Here is a 19,185-nt window from a genome sequence, read left to right on the forward strand (position 1 = left end):
GGCTAATTGACCGGAAAGTGTCACCCATGTCCCCGCACACCTGTCCACCATGTGTCCGGTCCATACACGTCGCCAAAAGAAAAGTAAGCAAAAGAAAAGGCGACCCGATGGTCCGGGTCCCTGCGCTTCGCTGCGGGCAACCTGCGGTGCTCACCGAAAACGGGGTCGAGCTCGAACTCGCTGCGCTCAGACAATCGCTCGCCCTGATCCGTTTTCGGCTCCGCTCCTCGGCCCAGCCCGACGGGTGAGGAGAAGACCAATACCAAACGCCAATCCGGAGTCCTTGAAGCGCGAAGCGCTTCAAGGACGGGAATCCCAACAGACCGTCATGTTTGCACGCGAGCGCAGCGCACACGGCCACATGAGGTCCCCCTCCATCGCCCAGCGGGGCGAGGGAGGGGCTAGGGGTGGGAGTGGGGAGTCGCTCCTACTATCCAGAACGGACCGCAGGCGCAGCATGATGCTACGAATTCAGTAGCGTCTTACACATATCCGACATGGGCTAGAGCCCGATTTGATTCTCAAATTACCCCAAACTCGCATGAATCATCTCCCGAACCCTTGGGTAGATCTGCTGGTTCCACTTGCGGCCGCTGAAGACACCGTAGTGCCCGACCCCGGTCTGGATGTGATGCGTCTTCATGTAAGGGCGGATGCTGCTGCACAGGTCCAGCGCGGCAACCGTCTGGCCGACTGCACAGATGTCGTCGCGCTCGCCCTCGACCGTCATCAGCGCAGTGCGGCGGATGGCGGCGGGTTTGACGATGCGGTCCTTGTAGGTGAGTTTGCCCAGCGGCAGGTCGTAGGTCTGGAAGACTTTTTTCACCGTCTCGAGGTAGAACTCGGCCGGCAGGTCGTTGACGGCCAGGTACTCTTCGTAGAACACGCGGATCACGTTGGCCTTGTCGATGTCGCCGTCCACCAGATGCTGGTAGAGGTCCTGAAACGATTTTTTGTGGCGGTCCAGGTTCATGCTCAGGAAGGCGCTGAGCTGCACAAAACCCGGGTAGACGCGGCGCATGTAGCCGGCATGCGGCATCGGCACATAGCTGATCAAATTCTTTTCAAACCATTCGATGGGTTTGCTGGTGGCCAGCGTGTTGACGCCGGTCGGGTTGACGCGGCAATCGACCGGGCCGGCCATCAGCGTCAGGCTGCGCGGCTGGGCCGGGTGGTCGTCCTCGGCCATCACGGCGGTGGCCGCCAGCGCCGCCACGCAGGGCTGGCACACCGCCACCACATGGGCGCCGGGGCCGATCGCCTCGATGAACTGGATCATGTGGGTTATGTAGTCGTCCAGCCCGAACGCGCCGTGCTGGAGCGACACGTCGCGGGCGTTGTGCCAGTCGGTGATGTAAACGTCGTGGTCCTGCAGCAGGGTTCGGGCGGTTTCGCGCAGCAGGGTGGCAAAGTGACCCGACAGCGGCGCCACTAGCAGCACCGGCGGGTGATGGCGTCCGCCGGAGACCGGCTTTTTGAAATGCAGCAGGCTGCCGAAGGGCAGGGCGAGCACGTTTTCTTCCTCGACCGGCGTGGCCTCGCCGTCCACGACCACTGAGCCGATGCCGTAGGCCGGCCGCGTGTGGGTCAGGCGCATGCGCGAGATGACTTCGCTGGCGGCCGACATGCGGCGGGTGATGCTGCGTTCGGTGTTCTGCAGCCAGAGCGACGCGCTCAGGCCCTGGGCCATCAGGCGAAGCGGCGACATCAGGTCGGACTGAAGCTGGTAGGCCTGATACAACATGACTCTCCTGTCATGGGCAGCCGGTGGGCCCCCCTGGGCTGTTTGCAGGCAAGTTGCGGGCCAACCGGCGCAGGGCGCATGCACTTTTCTGGCACAGCCCTTGCACTGGATACAGACATATCCCAGGAGCAAGCCATGGCCAAAGCGGTTCTCACGATCAGCAGCAAGAACTACGGTGCCTGGGCCTTGCGCGGCTGGCTCACGGCCAAACTGGCCGGCCTGGACTTCACCGAAAAAGTCATTCCGCCGGACGATCCGTCGATGAAAGCCGAGATGCTGCTGCTGTCAGCGTCGATGCTGGTGCCTTCGCTGCAGCACAACGGCGTGAAGGTCTGGGACACCCTGGCGATCGCCGAATACCTCAACGAAATCAAACCCAAAGCCGGCCTGCTGCCGGCCGACGTGAAAGCCAGGGCCCATTGCCGCGCGATCTGCGGCGAGATGCATTCGGGCTTCGGCTCCCTGCGTGCCTCGCTGCCGATGAACATCAAGGCGCACTTTCCCAACTTCAAGGTTTGGTCACGCGCCCAGGGCGACATCGACCGGGTGATCGCGATCTGGAAGGAATGCCTGGGCAGCTACGGCGGGCCCTACTTGTTTGGCAAACAGCCCTGTATGGCTGATGCGATGTACGCGCCGGTGGTCACGCGTTTCATGACCTACGACGTGGCGCTGGACAAGACCTGCACCGCGTATTGCAAACGCATCATGGAGCTGCCGGCGATGAAGGAGTGGGTGGCCGCAGCGAAGAAGGAGCCGGACGAGATTGACGAGCTTGACGCTGAGTTCTGACGCCCCCCGTAGCGGCCTGACGGCCGCTTCCCCCCACTGGGGGGCGGCGCCTGCGGGCCGGCAAAGCCGGACCCGCGGCCCCTGCTGACATTGGGGAAGCCGCGTCAGCGGGTTTGTCATTGCGGGCTCGACCCGCAATCCATGTCCGCGCTACTCCTGGGGTCGAATTCATGGATGCCGGATCGAGTCCGGCATGACATTCAATGGAGCTACTTCCAGGGAGTAGGCGGTGGAATGTCGCAAACCGGTTCCACGTCGATGGACCCGAAGTCCGCCGGCGAAACAATCTCCAGGTACTCCATGTCGGGTGAGTAGTCGAACAGGAAGTGTTTGATGCCAGGGCGCTGGTGCACCACGTCGCCGGCCTCCACCAGTGTTTCCTTGTCTTCGTACATGAACCGCGCCCAGCCCTTGAGCATGTAGACGATCTGGAACTCCGCCTCATGACGGTGCCAGCCCGTGCCCGTTTCCGGTGCCATGTTGGCCTTGACCAGGTGCGCAATCACTTTTCCGTGCGTCGCCTCAGCAACGCCCAGGTCGCGGTAAAGAAAGAAGTCACGCAAGCCCCCCGACACAAAGGGCGTGTCACCGGGTTTGACGTGGGAGAAGGCGGTCGTGGTGCGGTCCAGCATGGGGTGCTCCTTCGGTCAGTGCATCAAAGGGGTGGTGCAGTGCAGAAAGCAGGAAGTGTTCCAGTTGGCGGCTGTTTTGAGGTGTCAGGTATTCTTCACGCTATGAATCTCCGCTGGCCCTGTTTGATTGATAGCCTCAGCACGACATGGGAGCGCAGAGGAGGCGGCACTGTATGAAGTCTAAAAATTTCGACAAACAGTTTGACGAAGGTGTTGGCCTCACCGCATCTCTGGATTTGGCCAAGGCCAAGCGTGTTCTACAGGAGCCGGAACGCGCCAAAGAATTCATCTACGAGAGTGAAATTTCTCACGTGCTTCGTCCGAGGGAGGGTGTTGAGCTCACGGAGGCGCGCAGAACTCTTGCAATTGCCCAACTGGGTGGTCTGATTGCCTCGCGGATTGGTTTTGCCGCCATACTTGGCGCGGTTATCCTAGGCAACCTTGGTATTTCACGTGCTTGGCCAATCTACTGGCCAGTCGCCGCCATGATCTTTATCGGGGTCACGGCAATAGTTATCCGGATTAGATATTTGGTTAAAGATTCACACGCAGAACGTTTGGTCAAAAAGCTGGAATCCATTCCACCCCCAGTGGTTGCGCGCTCGGTCGATTGATCGCTTGGTTCCAATATTTCGACCCCACGCGTCTTCTAAGGCGTTTGGCTTTGAGTTGGGCCTTCATGACTTGCCTTTCCCCCCAAACTCATCTGGGATAATCCTCGCATGAGCGGCAACACCCTAGGTACCCTATTCGCAGTCACCAACTTCGGTGAATCCCACGGCCCGGCCATTGGCTGCGTGATTGACGGCTGCCCGCCGGGCATGGCGCTGAGCGAGGCGGACATCCAGGTTGAACTGGACCGGCGCCGGCCGGGCACCAGCAAGTACGTGACCCAGCGCAACGAGCCGGATGTGGTCGAGATTCTTTCAGGCGTGTACGAGGGTAAAACGACGGGCACGCCGATCTGCCTGCTGATCAAGAACACCGACCAGCGCAGCAAGGACTACGGCGACATCCTCAACACCTTCCGGCCCGGCCATGCCGACTACAGCTACCTGCAGAAGTACGGCATCCGCGACCCGCGTGGCGGCGGCCGGGCCTCGGCGCGGCTGACGGCGCCTACCGTGGCGGCCGGAGCAGTGGCCCGCAAGTGGCTGAAGGAAAAATTCGGCACCACCTTTCGCGGCTGCATGACGCAGGTCGGCGACCTGGCCGTCGGTTTCGAGTCCTGGGAGCATGTGCCGAACAACCCCTTCTTCGCGCCAGTCGCCGATGTGTCGGCACTGGAAGCCTACATGGACGAGTTGCGCAAGGGCGGCGACTCCTGCGGTGCGCGTATCCGGGTGACTGCGAGCGGCATGCCGGTGGGCCTGGGTGAGCCGCTGTTCGACAAGCTGGATGCCGACATCGCCTTTGCCATGATGGGCCTGAACGCGGTCAAGGGTGTGGAGATAGGCGCCGGTTTTGCGAGTGTCACGCAGCGCGGCAGCACCCATGGCGATTCGTTATCGCCGGAAGGCTTCAAGTCCAACAACGCCGGCGGCGTGCTGGGTGGCATCAGCACCGGGCAGGATCTTGAAGTGTCGATTGCCATCAAGCCGACCAGTTCCATCCTCACGCCGCGCGAGTCCATTGACATGGCGGGCCAGCCGACCTCGGTCATCACCAAGGGCCGGCACGACCCCTGCGTCGGCATACGCGCGACGCCGATTGCCGAAGCGCTGCTGGCGCTGGTGGTGATGGAACATGCCCTGCGCCATCGCGCGCAGTGCGGCGACGTGGTCTCGCCGATGCGGGCCATCAACGGCTCGGCCTGAATCAGGGCCTGTTCACACTATTTATGCAAGATGCGTTGCGAGTCAAAAAGGTCATGCGCGAGGCGCAAAACGCAGCCGGGCTGACGCCCGGCAAGGCTTTGCAACACTGCGCATGGCCTTTTTGGCCGCAACCCGGAGGGAACGGGGTGAAAACAGCCCCACTAGTCTCTGCACACCTAGGTCAGACGGCCAGTCTGACCGTCGTCGAGCGCCTTGATTTGCACTGTTTTCACCACGTTCGCACTTGCATAAATAGTGTTAACAGGCCCTATGCCTGAAGCCGCCGCGCGGCGCCGCCAGCTGGTGCCGTTTGCGGCGCTGTCGGCCAGCTACTTCGCCCACATCGGGTTCTTCAACCCCTATTTGCCGCTGTGGCTCAAGGAGCTCGGTTTCAGCATCCTGGCGATCAGCCTGCTGACTTCGGTGCAGGCGGCCACGCGGCTGTTTGCGCCTTACGGCTGGGGCGCGCTCAGTGATCACACTGGGGAACGTGTCAAGCTGCTGCGGTATGGCGCGACGGTTGCGCTGATCAGCTCCTGCGGCCTGTGGCTGGATTTTGATTCACGTTTCGGCATCTGGTGGCTGACCGCCGTGCTGCTGGTGATGTTCACCCACACCAGCGCCATGATGCCCATGAGCGAGGCCGCGATGGCGCACCTGATCAGCCAGGGCGGAGCCTTCGATGCGCGACGTTACGGCCGGGTGCGGCTTTGGGGATCGCTCGGCTTTCTGGTGACGGTGTTTGCCGCGGGCAATTGGTTCGAGATCTTCGGCATGCAACACTTTCCGGCCTGGACCTTTTTGTCGCTGCTGGCGGTGACCATCAGCGTCTGGTGCCTGCCCAACCTGAAGGAGGCCGTCAACCCGCATGAAGAAAAGGTGCCGGTGCTGCCGGTGCTGCAGCAACGGCCGGTGCAGTGGTTTTTCGCGGCGGCGTTTTTCCATGTGCTGGCGCATATCGGCATCTATATCTTTTTCTCGCTTTACCTGGACAGCATTGGTTACAGCAAGGCCATGATCGGCATCCTGTGGGCGGTGTCGGTCATTGTCGAGATTGGCTGGTTCTACACCCAGGGCCGCTGGTTGCCGCGCTTCAGCCTGACCGGCTGGCTGGTGATTTGCGCCGCTGCCATGACCTTGCGCATGGGGCTGACCGCCACTTGCGCCGGCGTACTGGCGGTGCTGGTGTTTGCACAGATGCTGCATGCGCTGACCTTCGCGACGCACCACACGGTGTGTATCGCCTTGCTGTCGCATCATTTTCCAGGGCGGCTGCGCGGCCGTGGCCAGGCACTCTACGTAGTGGTCGCCTACGGGTTGCCCGGCGTGCTGGGCGGCCTGGCGGGCGGTGTGCTCAGCTCGGTCTATGGGCTGGGCAGTGTCTACTGGGCCTGCGCGGCCGCCAGTGCCATCGCCACCTTCTGCGCCTGGCGGGCGTGGCGGCTGCAGCGTGGGCTTGATGCCGCCGCTTCGCCTGTGGCCTGAATCACAAGCGTTTTATGTCTCCAGCCCATACCGGGTGAGCGCAAGCAGCTACTGATTTTGTAGCAAGTAAAGCCGTCATCCCGGACTCGATCCGGGATCCATGTCGCATCTGCAGAGTCGCAAACCCATGCTGCATGGATTGCGGGTCAGGCCCGCAATGACAGACAGGTCACGTCTTGCCGCGATCGCGAAACGGATTGAAGCCGGTGATCAGCGCGGTGGCCGTGAGCACCAGCACGCAGCCCGGTGCCATGCCCCAGGTGACAGGCTCGCCCAGAAAGATGCCGCCCCAGGCCACGCCGAATAGCGGGATCATGAAGGCCGCCGAGGTGGCGGCGCTGGCCGGAATCTCGCGCATCAGCCGCATGCTGATCCAGTACATCAACCCCGAGGTGAACAGACCCAGGACCGCGACCGCGATCATCGCGCCAGTGCTGAAGTTCGCTGCCGGCACGCTGGCGCCAGCCGGCACCAGCAAAAGCAGCGCAGCGGCCACATGCACCACGGCTGAAGCCGGCAGGGCGTCGTGCTCCAGCGTGGCACGTTTCATCAGGGTGGAGCCGAAGCCGTAGCCGGCTGCGGCGCCGGTGCAGGCCAGCGCGGCCAGCAGCACCGGCGTGGTGACAGCGACCGGGCCGAGTTGCACCAGCAGCGCCACGCCGGCGAAACCGATGGCGCAGCCCATCAGGCGCCGGCCGCTGAGCCGTTCTTCCCCCATGACCGCTGCGCCCAGCACGCCGAACAGCGGCGCGGTGGCGTTGAGCACCGCCGAGTAGCCGGCCGGGATCACCAGCGCCGCCCAGTTGAACAGCACAAACGGCGCGACCACCGTCAGCAGGCTCAACAGCGCCAGCCGCGGCCAGGCGGCGCGCACCGGCCAGCGCTGGCGCAACACCCGCATCAGCAGCGCCAGCACCAGCGCAGCCAGTGCGCAGCGCAGGCCCGCCAATAGCCAGGGGCCGAGGGCAGGGCTGGCAATGCGCAGCAAGGGAAACGAGCCGCCCCAGAGCGCGGACAGGGCAATCAACTGGAGGAAGTGGCGGGTGTGCATGGGGACTGTCGATTGTGCGCGATTCACCTCGCTACCGCTGTCATGCAAATTGCCGAACAAAATCTGACCTTGACCCTCGTCTCGATTGAGCTGGTAGCTATCAAATCAATAGCTGGTCGGGTGTGAGACGTCAGATCAGGTTGCGCATCGCCTGCGCGGTTTCGCTAAGCACCGACAGCACGCGGGCGACCGCGTCTTCGCTGGACTCGTGGCCCATGGGCATGGTGACGCTCAGCGCGGCGACCACGTTGCCGTGCCGATCACGCAGCGGAACGGCAATGCCCCGGTAGTTGAGCTCAAGCTGCTGTTCCGAAAGTGCCCAGCCGTTTGCGCGCACACGTGCCAACTCCACGCGCATACGGTCCTTGCTGGAGATCGTGTAGGAGGTGTAGGCCTTGAGCTCGTGATTGGTCAGCCAGTTCTCCAGCCAGACCGGGTCGCGCAAAGCCAGCATCAGCATGCCGGCCGCTGTGACTTGTGCCTGCACGCGCGCGCCCAGCACGTAGCCTGTGTTCATGACCCGGTTCGCGCCATTGCGTGCCAGGTAAATGATGTCGTCGTTGTCCATCACGCTCAAATAGGCGCTTTCCTGCGTTCCTGCGGTCACACGCTGAAGAAAGGGCTGCACGATGCGCGGCAATCGCGCGGACTCCAGGTAAGACTGTCCCAGCCGAAGCACGCGCGGCGTCAGCCAGAACAGCTTGCCGTCAGTGGCCACATAGCCCAAATGCTCCAGCGTCAGCAGGTAGCGGCGTGTGGCAGTGCGTGTCATGCCGCAGCGCGCACCGGCCTGGCTGGCGGTAAGGCGCGGGTTGGCATCGTCAAAACATTCGATGACAGCCAGGCCTTTTTCAAGGCCGGCGATCCAGTCGCGTTTGTCGAGCGCGGGGACTGTAGAAGGGGTGGAGTCGGACGTGGGCATGGGGTGAAGTATTGGATAGTGATTCGACTCATCTGTATGGGTAAAACCCTTGTTTTGATCGATAGTCGATCAAAAGTGAGCGACTATCGATCTTTTTCCCATGACTTCTCCTGTGAAGTACGCTCCTAGCAGATACAGTCCATCGAAATTCACCGTATATAACTGATCATCGAACATTTAGCCTAATCAGTCATGCTGTCCAACATTCAAGGCGATACCGACGTTTTCCTCATCCCCGGCGATCCGGTAGAGCAGGTGCGTGCGCCTGAAGTTTTCAACCTGATCTTCCGCACGCTGGGCATCAATGCGGTATTGGTGCCTGTACATGTTGCGGCCGGGGATATCGAGGCCTTTGTGCGCACCGCTTTCCTCGCCAAAAACATCAAGGGCATGTTTTTCGCCATTCCCCATAAGTCGCTGGTGATGGGCCTGCTGTCGGCATGCAATGACTATGGGCGTGTGGCCGGCGCCGTCAACGGCATCCGCCGCAACAGCCAGGGCGAGCTGGAGGGCGGACTTTTTGACGGGAAGGGTTGTGTCTCCTCGCTGGATTATTTTGGTGTGGCCTATGCCGGCAAGCGGGTGTTGATCCTGGGCGCGGGCGGTGGTGCCTCGGCGATTGCTGCTTCGCTGGCCATTGCAGGCGACAGCGCGCCGGCAGAAATAGCGCTCTACGACCCGGTGCCGGGCAAAGCGCAAGGGGTGGCCGGACGCATCATGGCGCAGGCGCCGGATGGCGCCTTGGTGGTTGCCGTAGGCAGCAGCGACCCCGCTCCTTTTGATCTGGTGATCAATGCCTCACCTTTGGGCTTGCACGCCGCCGACCCCTTGCCCTGCGATGTGTCGCGTTTGGCGCCCCATGCCGCTGTGCTGGATATTTTGATGAAAAACCAGCCCACGCCGCTGCTTCGCGCCGTCCGCGCGCGGCAGCAGGTGGCGCAGCCCGGCTTTGAGATGCTGATTCAGCAAGCGCCGGACTACCTTGATTTTTTCGGCTATGCCGAGGCGGCGCAGGCCGTACGCCAGGACGCCACATTTATCCGCGAGTACCTTTATCCCGCCGAGATGGCGGGAGAGATCAGGCGCGGTGCCAAACCCGCCAGACCCGCCACCAGCGTTCCAATCCCAAGAGTCGGGGAACCACGACTCATAGTGCATTGATTTTTAAATCCAAAGAGGAGACAGCCATGATGAAACGATTCGCTCTTAAATTAATAGCAACTTGTGCAATTGCACTGGGAGCTAGCACCGCTTTTTCACAAGATGTGATCAAGATCGCCAACATTGTGGAGTTGTCCGGTGGCGGCGCCACGGCGGGCACCAACTTCAAGAACGGCGTGGAACTGGCCGTCAGGGAGATCAATGCCTCAGGCGGTATTCTGGGCAAACAAATCCAGACCACCACCGCCGACACCCAGAGCAACCCCGGCGTCGCCAAGGGCCTGACGCAAAAAGCTATCGACGACAACGTGTTTGCCATCTTCGGCCCGGTTTTTTCTGGCTCCATCATGGTGAGCATGGCCGAGTCGCGCCGTGCCGAGGTGCCCAACTTCACCGGTGGTGAGGCTGCCAGCATCACGCAGCAGGGCAACCCCTACGTATTTCGCACCAGCTTTACCCAGGCCACCGCCATGCCCAAGGTGGCGCGCTACATGACGGACCAGGCCAAGCTCAAAAGCGTGGCGGTGATCTACGTGAACAATGACTTCGGCAAAGGCGGCATGGACATGATCCGCAAGTCGCTGGCGAACTCACCCACCAAAATCCTGACCGAAATTTCAACCGAGCCAAGCCAGATTGATTTTTCCGCCGCTGTCCTGCGAGTCAAACAGAGCGACGCCGATGGTGTGTTTGTCTATTCCAACGAGGAAGAGTCTGCGCGCTTGCTGCGGGAGTTGCGCAAGCAGGGCTGGACCAAGCCCATCATTGGCGAGACCACGCTGACTGGGCAAAAAGTAATCGAGCTTGCCGGCGAGGCCGCTAATGGCGCGATTGCCCACGTGGGACTGACGGTGGACGCTCCCATTCCTGCGATTCGAGCTTTTCGCGCCAAGTTCGAGCGCGACTACAAATACATTTCCGACCACAACGGCATGAAAGGCTATTCCGGCGTTTACGTGCTGAAGGCTGCCATTGAAAAAGCCGGCAAGCTCGACCGCAAGGCTGTGGCCCTGGCGATGAAAGGCCTGAAGGTCAACACCGACAAATACCCGGGCGCGCTGATGTACACCGAGTTTGACGACAAGGGCGATCTGGACCGCATGAGCTTCATGGTGCAGGTGAAAAACGGCAAGCAGGAAGTGGTGGAACTGATCACTCCGCTGACCCAGGTGACTGCGTCTGCTTCTCCAACGGTCGCCCCAGCTACCAAAGCCGCAGCCGCAAAACCGGCAGCCGCCAAGCCCGCAGCTACCAAACCGGCTGCCGACAAGGCCGCAGCCAAGCCTTGATGCTGAAAGGCCGGCGCGCAAACGGCGCCGGCCATTTTCCTTTCTCTCCTTGTTTATTCATCCCTATGTTTTGCGTCCTGTGAGACGACAGCCATGACCGACTTTCTACAACTCTTTTTCTCTGGCTTGGCCACGGGCAGCATTTATGCGCTGGCAGCTCTGGGTTTCACCCTGCTGTGGCAAGCCTCCGGCACCATCAATTTCGCGCAGGGCGAATTTGTCATGCTGCCGGCCTTCATGCTGCTGGCATTCATCTCGCTGGGCGCGCCCATGCTGGTGAGCTTTGTGCTTACCGTGTTGCTGGCGGTTGTGTTGCTGGGCTGGGTGTTCAAACGCGGTGTAGTGGACCCCTTGTTCAAGTTCGGCATGATGCCCATCGTTGTGGCCACCATCGGCCTGTCGATTGCCATGCGCAATGGCATGCGCGCCGGCTACAGCGCCGAGGCTCATCCTTTCCCCAGTTTGTTTGCGGACAAGCTGTTCAACATCGCAGGCGTCACCGTCACTCTGCAGGACGTGGGCACCTTCGCTCTGGCCGTAGGCATTGTGCTGGCCACGCAGGCCTTTCTGGCCAAAACCGTCACCGGCCGCGCCATGCAGGCAGTGGCGCAAAACACCGAGAGCGCCTCGGTGCTGGGCATCAACGTGCCGCGCATGATTTTGTATACCTTCGCCATCAACGCCGTGCTGGCAGTGGCTGCGGCTCTGCTGGTCACGCCCACCTACCTGGCCAAGTTCGACATGGGGGAGGGCCTGGGCACCAAGGCCTTTTTTGCCGCCATCATTGGCGGCTTCAACAACTCACGCGGCGCCTTGCTGGGCGGGCTGATTGTGGGCGTGTGTGAAAACCTCGCTGCCGCTTATTTGTCGCCGGCCTACAAGGATGCGGTGGCGCTGATCATCTTCATGATCGTCATCCTCTTCAAGCCACAAGGTCTGCTGGGCAAGAAAGAGGAGCGCAAGGTATGAAACTCCTTAACCACAAGGCGGCGCTTGTCGCCACCGTGCTGGGCCTGCTGCTGGTCTTTGTAGTGCCACAATACCTCAAGAACTACGGTATTTATTTGCTGACCTACTGGCTGATTTTCATCATTGCCACCATGGGCCTGAACCTGACCGTCGGTTACGCCGGACAGAAATCGCTGGGCCATGCGGCCTTCTTCGGCATAGGCGCTTACACCGTGGCCATCATGATGAAGGCGGGCATAAGTTTCTGGGTGGGTCTGCCCGCAGCCGCGCTGATCTGCTTTGTCGTGGGCCTGATACTGGGCTTTCCGGCGCTACGGGTGCAGGCAATTTACCTGGCCTTTGCCACGTTGGGCTTCAACACCGCCATCTGGCTGGTGATGCGCAACGAAGAGTGGCTGACCGGCGGCACCTTCGGCATCAACAACATAGCCCGCCCCATGCTGTTTGGTTATTCGCTTGAAGGAAACCGGCCTTACTACTACTTTGTGCTGGCGGTGACTTTGCTGATGTCGGCCCTCTTGTGGGGCCTGCTGCGCTCCCCTTGGGGCAAGGCTTTCAAGGCCTTGCGCGACAACCCGATACGCGCTGAAAGCCTGGGTGTGGACATTCGCAACTACACCCTGCTGAGCTTTGCCATTGGCGCGGTCTACGCCGGTGTGGCCGGTGCGCTGTTTGCCTCGCTGGTGCAGTTCATCGAGCCCGGGCCATTTACCGTGGCGGCGTCCATCATGATGTATCTGATGGTGGTGGTCGGCGGGGCGGGTTATTTCCTCGGGCCCGTCATTGGCGCTGCAGTGGGCGTGATGCTGCCCGAATGGCTGCGCGATGTACCGCTGGTGTCCAACTGGTACTTGCCGATGTTCGGCACAGCGGTGGTGCTGCTCATGGTCTGGCTCCCCGATGGCTTGCTCAGCATTCCCGACCGCCTGCGCGCCAAACGCGCGGCGCGCCTGGCCTCGGCGGCGCGCACCGCCAGCGCCGCACGGGTAGGGGGTGCATCATGATGGCCCCTGTCCTCAAGGTCACCGACCTCAAGAAAGCCTATGGCGCCATCCAGGCGGTAGGCGGCGTGTCCTTTGAAGTCATGCCCGGCGAGATTTTTGGCGTGATCGGGCCCAACGGCTCGGGCAAGACCACCATGTTCAACAGCGTGTTGGGCCAGATCAGCCCCGATGCCGGCGCCATCGAACTCAATGGCAAGAACATCACCGGCCTGTCCCCGCTGGAGCTGAGCCGCCGCGGTGTAGGCCGTACCTTCCAGACGCTGCAGGTGTTTGGCAAGATGACAGTGCGTGACAACCTGATCGTGGCCGCACAGGAGCATACGGGCTCCATGTTTGGCCGCATGTTTGCGCCGCCCGACTCTGGTCTGGGTGCAAAAGCCGACGCCTTGATCGACCAGTTCCGCATACGCCATGTGGCAGACAGCCTGGCCAACACGCTGAGCTACGGCCAGCAAAAGCTGGTGGACATTGCCATGGCCTTCATGGCCGAGCCCGACCTGGTGCTGCTCGACGAACCGTGCGCGGGCGTCAACCCCAGTCTGGTCGGCGGCATTTCCACGCTGCTCAAGGATTTGAACCGCACCCGCAAAGGATCGTTTGTGGTGATCGAGCACAACATGGACTTTGTGATGGACCTGTGCCACCGCATCATGGTGATGGTGGAAGGGCGGGTGCTGGCCATTGGCACACCGGCAGAGATACGCGCAAACAAAGAGGTGCTTGACGCCTATTTAGGGAATTGACATGGCCGACGATATTTGCATTGAATTTGACGACGTGGTGGCCGGCTACAAGGACTTCATGATCCTGAACAACCTGTCCTTCAAGATCAAGCGCGGTTCCATCACCTTGCTGCTGGGCCCCAATGGCGCGGGCAAGTCTACGGTGCTGAAAACATTGTTCGGTTTGCTCAAGCCGCGCCAGGGCCGCGTGCTGCTGGATGGCGAGGACATCAGCGGCGCCACACAGAAAGCGCTGCTGGCCAAAGGCGTTGCTTTCGTTCCCCAAGGGCGCAACCTGTTTGGCCAACTCACCGTGTTTCAGAATCTGGAGCTGGGCGGCATCACGTTGGGCACCAAAACCACGCACGAACGTATTCCCGAAGTGCTGGAGCTATTCCCCGGGGTCAAGGAGCGGCTGCATTCGCAGGCGTCGGCTTTGTCGGGCGGGGAGCAAAAGCAGCTCGAAGTGGGACGCGCATTGCTGCTGCGTCCCAAGGTGCTGTTGATTGACGAGCCGTCGATCGGCCTGTCGCCCCTGGTGGTGCAGGATGTCTTCAAGCTGCTGAAGAAACTCGCGTCGCAAGGCACCACCGTGTTGATGGTGGAGCAAAACGTCAAGAGCGCGCTGAAGATTTCCGATGACGCGATTGCCCTGGAGTCTGGCCAGCTGGTGCTGCACAAGCCCGCAGCAGAATTGCTGGCCGACCCCAACATCGAGCGGCTTTTCCTGGGCGGTGGCCATGTGTCTGGCTCTGCTCACGCCTTGCCTGCGACGACTGAATCCTGATTTTTTAGGAACTGGAGACAGCCATGAACACCGTACGCCAGACAAACACCGCTGATCGCGAGTCCATTACCCCGGCCGCCAACCCGCTCGGACTGGACGGCATCGAGTTCATCGAATACGCCACGTCCAAGCCGCAGGCGCTGGGCCAGGTGCTGGAGATGATGGGTTTCCGTCCCGTTGCGCGTCACCGCTCGCGCGAGGTACTGCTGTACCGCCAGGGCGCCATCCATGTGATCGTCAATGCCCACGCGCCGGCGCTGCCGGAAGGCGAGGCGGCTGGCGACAAACCGGTGATTGCGGCCGTGGCCTTGCGCGTGCGCGACGCCGCCGCCGCTTACCGCCGCGCGCTGGACCGCGGCGCCTGGGCCGTGCCGTCTCGCGTCGAAGTGATGGAGCTGAACATCCCGGCGATTCATGGCGTGGGTACCAGCCGCCTCTACTTTGTGGACCGGTACGACCAGTTCTCGATTTACGACGTAGACTTCGTGCCGATTCCTGGTGTGGACCCGCGGCCGCCGGCTGTGGCCGGCCTGCATTTTTTCGGCGTGGTGCAGTACATCGGCAACGACCGCGTCGACGACTGGTCGGAGTTTTACCGGGAGCTGTTCGGCTTCACGGAGCTGCCGGCCGAGCAGCGCTTCGGCATCTTGCCCAAGGGGCGGATTTTGCAGAGCCCGTGTCCGGCAGCCTCGCGCTTTTACATCCAGCTGATCGAGCCGGAGGCCGGTGTGCTCGATGTGGAGGACGACGAAGGTTTGCAGCGGGTAGGGCTGGGCACGGCCGACGTGCTGGCCACCGTGGCCGAACTCGGCAAGCGCGGTGTGGAATTTGTCGAATCGCGCGGCGTGCACACCGAGGACCGGGGCGCGCTGACGCGCACCTGGCTGGGCGGCGTGAGCTTCGAGCTGGTGCACGACGAGCGCGGGTGAGGATTGCCATGAGCCACGACAGCGGAAACATTAACGATTTCGGGATGGACACCATCTCGCTGGCCGGCCCGCTGGAGGCTAAGCTGCAGGCTGTGCGTAATGCCGGGTTCACGCAGATCATGCTGGCGGCCAAAGACATGGTGGGCCATCCCGAGGGCATAGAAGCGGCGGTGGCTGCTGTGCGCGCCAGTGGGCTGCGTGTCACTGGTTTTCAGGTGCTGCGGGACTTTGAAGGCCTGTCCGGCCATTTGCACGACTACAAGATCGACATCGCCAAGTCCATGCTGGAGATGTGCCACATGCTGGGCTGCCGCCTGCTGCTGATCTGTTCGTCCACCTCCGTGCATGCCACCGGCGACAATCAGACGCTGGTGAAGGACTTGCGCAAGCTCGCCATGCTGGCGATCCCGATGAATATCCGCATCGCCTACGAGGCGCTGTCGTGGGGCCGCACGATCAACGAGTTTCCGCAGGCCTGGGACCTGATCTGCGAGGCCGACATGCCCAACCTCGGGCTTGGTTTCGATTCCTTCCACATGTTTGCAACCAACACGCCGCTGGCCGACCTGGACATGCTGGACCCCCGAAAAATTTTCCTGGTGCAGCTAGCCGACTTCATGTGGACCGAGATCAAGTCGGTCGAGGAACGTATCGCCACGGCCCGGCATTTCCGCGTTTTTCCTGGCGAAGGGGTACACAGCGAAGCGCTGGCCGCGCTGGTGACACGGCTGCACGGCCTGGGTTATCGCGGCGACTACAGCTTTGAGGTCTTCAACGACGACTACCAGCAGATGCCACTGGCCACTGTGGCGGCGCGTGCCCGGCGTTCGGCGCTGTGGCTGGGCGAAGATGTGCTGCGCCGGTCCGTTCCGCTGCCCAACCAGATCCGTCTGAAGAGATGACGCCCCCACGCCTGTCACTTCGGGCCTGCGGCGCGCTGCCCCTTTTTTCTCCTTCGGGGCGCATTTTTCATGGGGACCGCCCGGCGAAAAAACTTCCGTACCATCCCGGGACGCACATCGCATGAGCAGCATTTTCGAAGGTTTTCTTTCCACGCCTGAAATCCTGGAGGCGTTCAGCGAGCGCAATTTCCTGGAGGCCATGCTGGACTTCGAGGCTTCGCTGGCACGGGCGCAGGCCAGCGTTGGCCTGATTCCCGAGGCGGCGGCGCGATCCATCATCGGCACCTGCAAGGTGGACCTGTTTGACGTGGCCAAGATCGTGCGCGAAAGCGGGCAGGCCGGCAGCATCGCGATTCCTCTGGTCAAAAGCCTGAAAGAAACCGTGGGTCTTTTCAACAAGGAGGCCAGCGAGTTTGTGCATTTTGGCTCGACCTCGCAGGACGTGATTGACACCGCACTGGCGCTGGTCACACGCGAGGCGCTGGGCATGATTGATGTCGATGTCAGCCGGGCGATTGCCGCGCTGCTGGCGTTGGCCAGCCGGCATGCTGACCAGCCGGTGCTGGCGCGCACACTGATGCAACCCGCCTCGGTGACCAGCTTTGGACTGAAATGTGCCGGTTGGGCCGCGCCGCTGGTGCGCGGCCGCCAGCGATTGCAGGCCCGTGCCCGCGACGCCCTGAACGTGCAGTTTGGCGGCGCGGTTGGCACGCTGGCGCACATGCAGGGCAAGGGTCCGCAAGTGCTCGCGCTGATGGCGGCCGACCTCAAGCTCAAGGCGCCTGCCTTTGCCTGGCACACCCAGCGCGACGAATGGGTGGCGCTGGGGTGTGAGTTGGGCCTGATGGTGGGCAGCCTCGGAAAAATCGCCAAAGACATTTCGCTCATGAGCCAGTTTGAAGTTGGCGAAATCCGTGAGCCCACAGAACCGGGTCGTGGCAGCTCGACAGCCATGCTGCATAAACACAACCCCTTGGCCAGCCTGGTGGCGCTGGCTGCGAGCGCACGTGCGCCGCAACGCGTGGCGGCCTTGCTGGCAGCCATGCCGCAGGAGAACGAACGCGCGCTTGGCAACTGGCAGGCCGAGGTGGCCGAGTGGCCGGGGCTGCTGATGTCTGCGCATGGCTCGGCTCGTGCCATGGGGCAGGCACTGTCTGGGCTGCAGGTGGATGCACAGCGCATGCTGGCCAATCTGGAAGCCGTGCGCGCCGGGCTTGCCAGCGAGGCTGCCGTGGAATGGTTTAACCCGGCTCTGGCCCTTGATGCGGGCAGGATGACACGCGCGCAAGTGATTACGCTGACTGCCATGATCCGGGCTATCGATGCGCCCGCGCCGGAGTCGGTGCCTGCCTGACCTTGCCGCACGCTGCGCGGCGCTGATAGACAACTTCCAAACCACATGACTGCTCCAAACGCTTCCTGCTTGCCACTTGTGGTGGCCGGTGCCGGCGTCATAGGCCGCCGCCATATTGATTTGATCCAGGCCAGCGGGCGCGCGCGGCTGTGCGCCGTTGTGGACCCGTTGCCGGCAACGGCAGCTCTTGCGCAAAAACTGGGCGTGCCCCTGTTTGCCAGTCTGGAGGACATGTTTGCGCAGCAGGCTTCGCTGCAAGCTGCCGGCGTGGTTCTGGCCACGCCCAACCACCTGCATGTGCCTGGCGCCCTGCAGTGCGCTCGTCATGGCGTTGCGGCGCTGATCGAAAAACCTGTCGCCCATTCGCTGAAGGCAGGGCGTGAACTGGCCGACGCTCTCAAGGGCAGCTCCGTTCCCATGCTGGTGGGCCACCACAGGCGGTACAGCAGCACGCTGCAACTGGCGCGGCAGGCCATCTCCTCCGGCCAGCTTGGTCGGGTGGTAACCGTCATGGGCAGCGCGCAGTTCTACAAGCCCGACAGTTATTTTGAACAGGGTCCATGGCGCACAAAGGCTGGCGGCGGCCCGATTCTGATCAACCTGATCCACGAGATGGACAACCTGCGTTATCTCTGCGGTGAAATTGATTCCGTGCATGCGGTCGCCTCCAGCGCAGTGCGCGGCTACGACGTGGAAGACACCGCGGTGATGACGCTGAAGTTCGCGAGCGGCGCGCTGGGCACCTTCACCCTGTCGGACACCGTGGCCTCACCCCGCAGCTGGGAGCAGACCTCGGGAGAAAACGCCGACTACCCGAATTACCCGTCGGAAGACTGCTACTTTGTGGCCGGCACCCGCGGCTCGCTGGCGGTGCCGACGCTGCGCACCTGGTCGTATGCCGCGGGCGGGCGGGAGCCGGGCTGGTGGACGCCTTTTGCCGTGGGAAAACTGCAGATGGAAGCGACTGACCCGCTGGCCGCGCAGCTTGCGCATTTCTGCGATTTGATCGAAGGCAAGGCTGCGCCGATAATCTCTGTCACCGACGCCCTGCAAAGCCTGCTGACCGTTGAAGCCGTGCGCCGCTCCATCGCCACCGGCCAGACTGTTGCCCTGCATGATTTGATCTGAAATCCCGGACAATCCGCGAAATAACCGAAAGCCTTTCGAATGAAAACAGTTCTCGTCCTCAACGGTCCCAACCTCAATCTGCTCGGCACGCGCGAGCCTGCCGTTTATGGCGCGCAGACGCTGGCCGATGTGGAGGCCCTGTGTACCAAGGCCTGCGCGGCGCATGGCTTCAAGCTCGACTTCCGCCAGAGTAACCAGGAGGGTGTGCTGGTCGATGCGATCCAGGAGGCCGGTCGTGAGCAGACGGCCGGCACGCTGGCCGGCGTGGTGTTCAACGCCGGCGCCTACACCCACACCAGCGTGGCGCTGCACGACGCGATCAAGGGATCGGGCGTGACAGCGATTGAACTGCACATCAGCAATGTGCATGCGCGTGAATCCTTTCGCCACCACTCGTTTCTGTCGCCGGTCGTCAAAGGCGTGATAGCCGGTTTCGGCGTGCCCGGTTATGCGCTGGCGATTGCCGCGCTGGCCGGCATGGCCTGATCGGTCCCGGC

The 19,185-nt window shown here is 62.0% G+C and carries 19 protein-coding genes; 15 read left to right on the top strand and 4 right to left on the bottom strand.

Translation table 11 applies throughout. The annotated features are described in order from the left end of the window. Nucleotides 1–526: 526 nt before the first annotated feature. Nucleotides 527–1,744, bottom strand: a complete 1,218-nt coding sequence (locus tag IEX16_RS18065) for a polyhydroxyalkanoate depolymerase (protein WP_188709880.1) — start codon at nucleotides 1,742–1,744, stop codon at nucleotides 527–529. 135 nt (nucleotides 1,745–1,879) lie between these two features. On the opposite strand from IEX16_RS18065, the gene IEX16_RS18070 reads away from it, so the two are divergent. Further along, nucleotides 1,880–2,536, top strand: coding sequence for a glutathione S-transferase (locus IEX16_RS18070; RefSeq protein ID WP_188709881.1), 657 nt, complete (start codon nucleotides 1,880–1,882; stop codon nucleotides 2,534–2,536). A gap of 209 nt (nucleotides 2,537–2,745) precedes the next feature. Here IEX16_RS18070 and IEX16_RS18075 read toward each other — a convergent pair whose 3' ends face one another. Further along, a complete protein-coding gene (locus tag IEX16_RS18075; RefSeq protein WP_188709882.1) occupies nucleotides 2,746–3,168 on the bottom strand; it encodes a cupin domain-containing protein in 423 nt (140 codons plus the stop codon). A 173-nt stretch (nucleotides 3,169–3,341) separates the two neighbouring features. On the opposite strand from IEX16_RS18075, the gene IEX16_RS18080 reads away from it, so the two are divergent. The 3 genes from IEX16_RS18080 to IEX16_RS18090 all read left to right on the top strand — a co-directional run bounded on the left by IEX16_RS18080 (nucleotide 3,342) and on the right by IEX16_RS18090 (nucleotide 6,470). Then, nucleotides 3,342–3,782, top strand: a complete 441-nt coding sequence (locus tag IEX16_RS18080; RefSeq protein ID WP_188709883.1) for a hypothetical protein — start codon at nucleotides 3,342–3,344, stop codon at nucleotides 3,780–3,782. A 108-nt stretch (nucleotides 3,783–3,890) separates the two neighbouring features. Further along, nucleotides 3,891–4,985 (top strand): chorismate synthase, encoded by a 1,095-nt coding sequence (aroC, locus tag IEX16_RS18085; RefSeq protein WP_188709884.1) that lies wholly within the window; start codon nucleotides 3,891–3,893, stop codon nucleotides 4,983–4,985. A gap of 270 nt (nucleotides 4,986–5,255) precedes the next feature. Then, nucleotides 5,256–6,470, top strand: a complete 1,215-nt coding sequence (locus IEX16_RS18090) for an MFS transporter (protein WP_188709885.1) — start codon at nucleotides 5,256–5,258, stop codon at nucleotides 6,468–6,470. A gap of 169 nt (nucleotides 6,471–6,639) precedes the next feature. Here IEX16_RS18090 and IEX16_RS18095 read toward each other — a convergent pair whose 3' ends face one another. Next, entirely contained in the window at nucleotides 6,640–7,521 is an 882-nt protein-coding gene (locus tag IEX16_RS18095; protein ID WP_188709886.1) for a DMT family transporter, read from the bottom strand. Nucleotides 7,522–7,651: 130 nt separating this feature from the next. Beyond that, complete coding sequence (locus IEX16_RS18100) at nucleotides 7,652–8,443, bottom strand: IclR family transcriptional regulator domain-containing protein (RefSeq protein WP_188709887.1); 792 nt, start codon at nucleotides 8,441–8,443, stop codon at nucleotides 7,652–7,654. Nucleotides 8,444–8,635: 192 nt separating this feature from the next. Here IEX16_RS18100 and IEX16_RS18105 point away from each other — a divergent pair, with 192 nt between their 5' ends. The 11 genes from IEX16_RS18105 (at nucleotide 8,636) to aroQ (ending at nucleotide 19,174) form a co-directional block, all read left to right on the top strand. Further along, complete coding sequence (locus IEX16_RS18105; protein WP_188709888.1) at nucleotides 8,636–9,604, top strand: shikimate dehydrogenase family protein; 969 nt, start codon at nucleotides 8,636–8,638, stop codon at nucleotides 9,602–9,604. 26 nt (nucleotides 9,605–9,630) lie between these two features. Further along, nucleotides 9,631–10,893, top strand: a complete 1,263-nt coding sequence (locus tag IEX16_RS18110) for an ABC transporter substrate-binding protein (protein ID WP_188709889.1) — start codon at nucleotides 9,631–9,633, stop codon at nucleotides 10,891–10,893. Nucleotides 10,894–10,986: 93 nt separating this feature from the next. Beyond that, nucleotides 10,987–11,862, top strand: coding sequence for a branched-chain amino acid ABC transporter permease (locus tag IEX16_RS18115; protein WP_188709890.1), 876 nt, complete (start codon nucleotides 10,987–10,989; stop codon nucleotides 11,860–11,862). Continuing rightward, nucleotides 11,859–12,866, top strand: a complete 1,008-nt coding sequence (locus IEX16_RS18120) for a branched-chain amino acid ABC transporter permease (RefSeq protein ID WP_188709891.1) — start codon at nucleotides 11,859–11,861, stop codon at nucleotides 12,864–12,866. Before IEX16_RS18115 ends, IEX16_RS18120 begins: the two co-directional genes overlap by 4 nt. Then, nucleotides 12,863–13,609 carry an ABC transporter ATP-binding protein gene (locus tag IEX16_RS18125; protein WP_188709892.1) on the top strand — a complete coding sequence of 249 codons (747 nt, stop codon included), beginning with the start codon at nucleotides 12,863–12,865 and terminating at the stop codon, nucleotides 13,607–13,609. The genes IEX16_RS18120 and IEX16_RS18125 overlap by 4 nt, the downstream gene beginning before the upstream one ends. Before the next feature lies 1 nt (nucleotide 13,610). Next, a complete protein-coding gene (locus IEX16_RS18130) occupies nucleotides 13,611–14,375 on the top strand; it encodes an ABC transporter ATP-binding protein (protein ID WP_188709893.1) in 765 nt (254 codons plus the stop codon). Between the two features lie 23 nt (nucleotides 14,376–14,398). Next, nucleotides 14,399–15,304 carry a VOC family protein gene (locus IEX16_RS18135; protein ID WP_188709894.1) on the top strand — a complete coding sequence of 302 codons (906 nt, stop codon included), beginning with the start codon at nucleotides 14,399–14,401 and terminating at the stop codon, nucleotides 15,302–15,304. Nucleotides 15,305–15,312: 8 nt separating this feature from the next. Further along, complete coding sequence (locus IEX16_RS18140) at nucleotides 15,313–16,206, top strand: sugar phosphate isomerase/epimerase family protein (protein WP_188709895.1); 894 nt, start codon at nucleotides 15,313–15,315, stop codon at nucleotides 16,204–16,206. A gap of 121 nt (nucleotides 16,207–16,327) precedes the next feature. Then, on the top strand, nucleotides 16,328–17,560 hold the full coding sequence (locus tag IEX16_RS18145; protein WP_188709896.1) for a lyase family protein: 1,233 nt from the start codon (nucleotides 16,328–16,330) through the stop codon (nucleotides 17,558–17,560). Nucleotides 17,561–17,605: 45 nt separating this feature from the next. Beyond that, nucleotides 17,606–18,688: a Gfo/Idh/MocA family protein gene (locus IEX16_RS18150; RefSeq protein WP_188709897.1), complete on the top strand. Its 1,083-nt coding sequence runs from the start codon at nucleotides 17,606–17,608 to the stop codon at nucleotides 18,686–18,688. Between the two features lie 39 nt (nucleotides 18,689–18,727). Then, complete coding sequence (gene aroQ, locus IEX16_RS18155) at nucleotides 18,728–19,174, top strand: type II 3-dehydroquinate dehydratase (protein ID WP_188709898.1); 447 nt, start codon at nucleotides 18,728–18,730, stop codon at nucleotides 19,172–19,174. Nucleotides 19,175–19,185: the final 11 nt, after the last annotated feature.

Source organism: Polaromonas eurypsychrophila (genome assembly GCF_014641715.1).
Lineage (GTDB): Bacteria > Pseudomonadota > Gammaproteobacteria > Burkholderiales > Burkholderiaceae_C > Polaromonas > Polaromonas eurypsychrophila.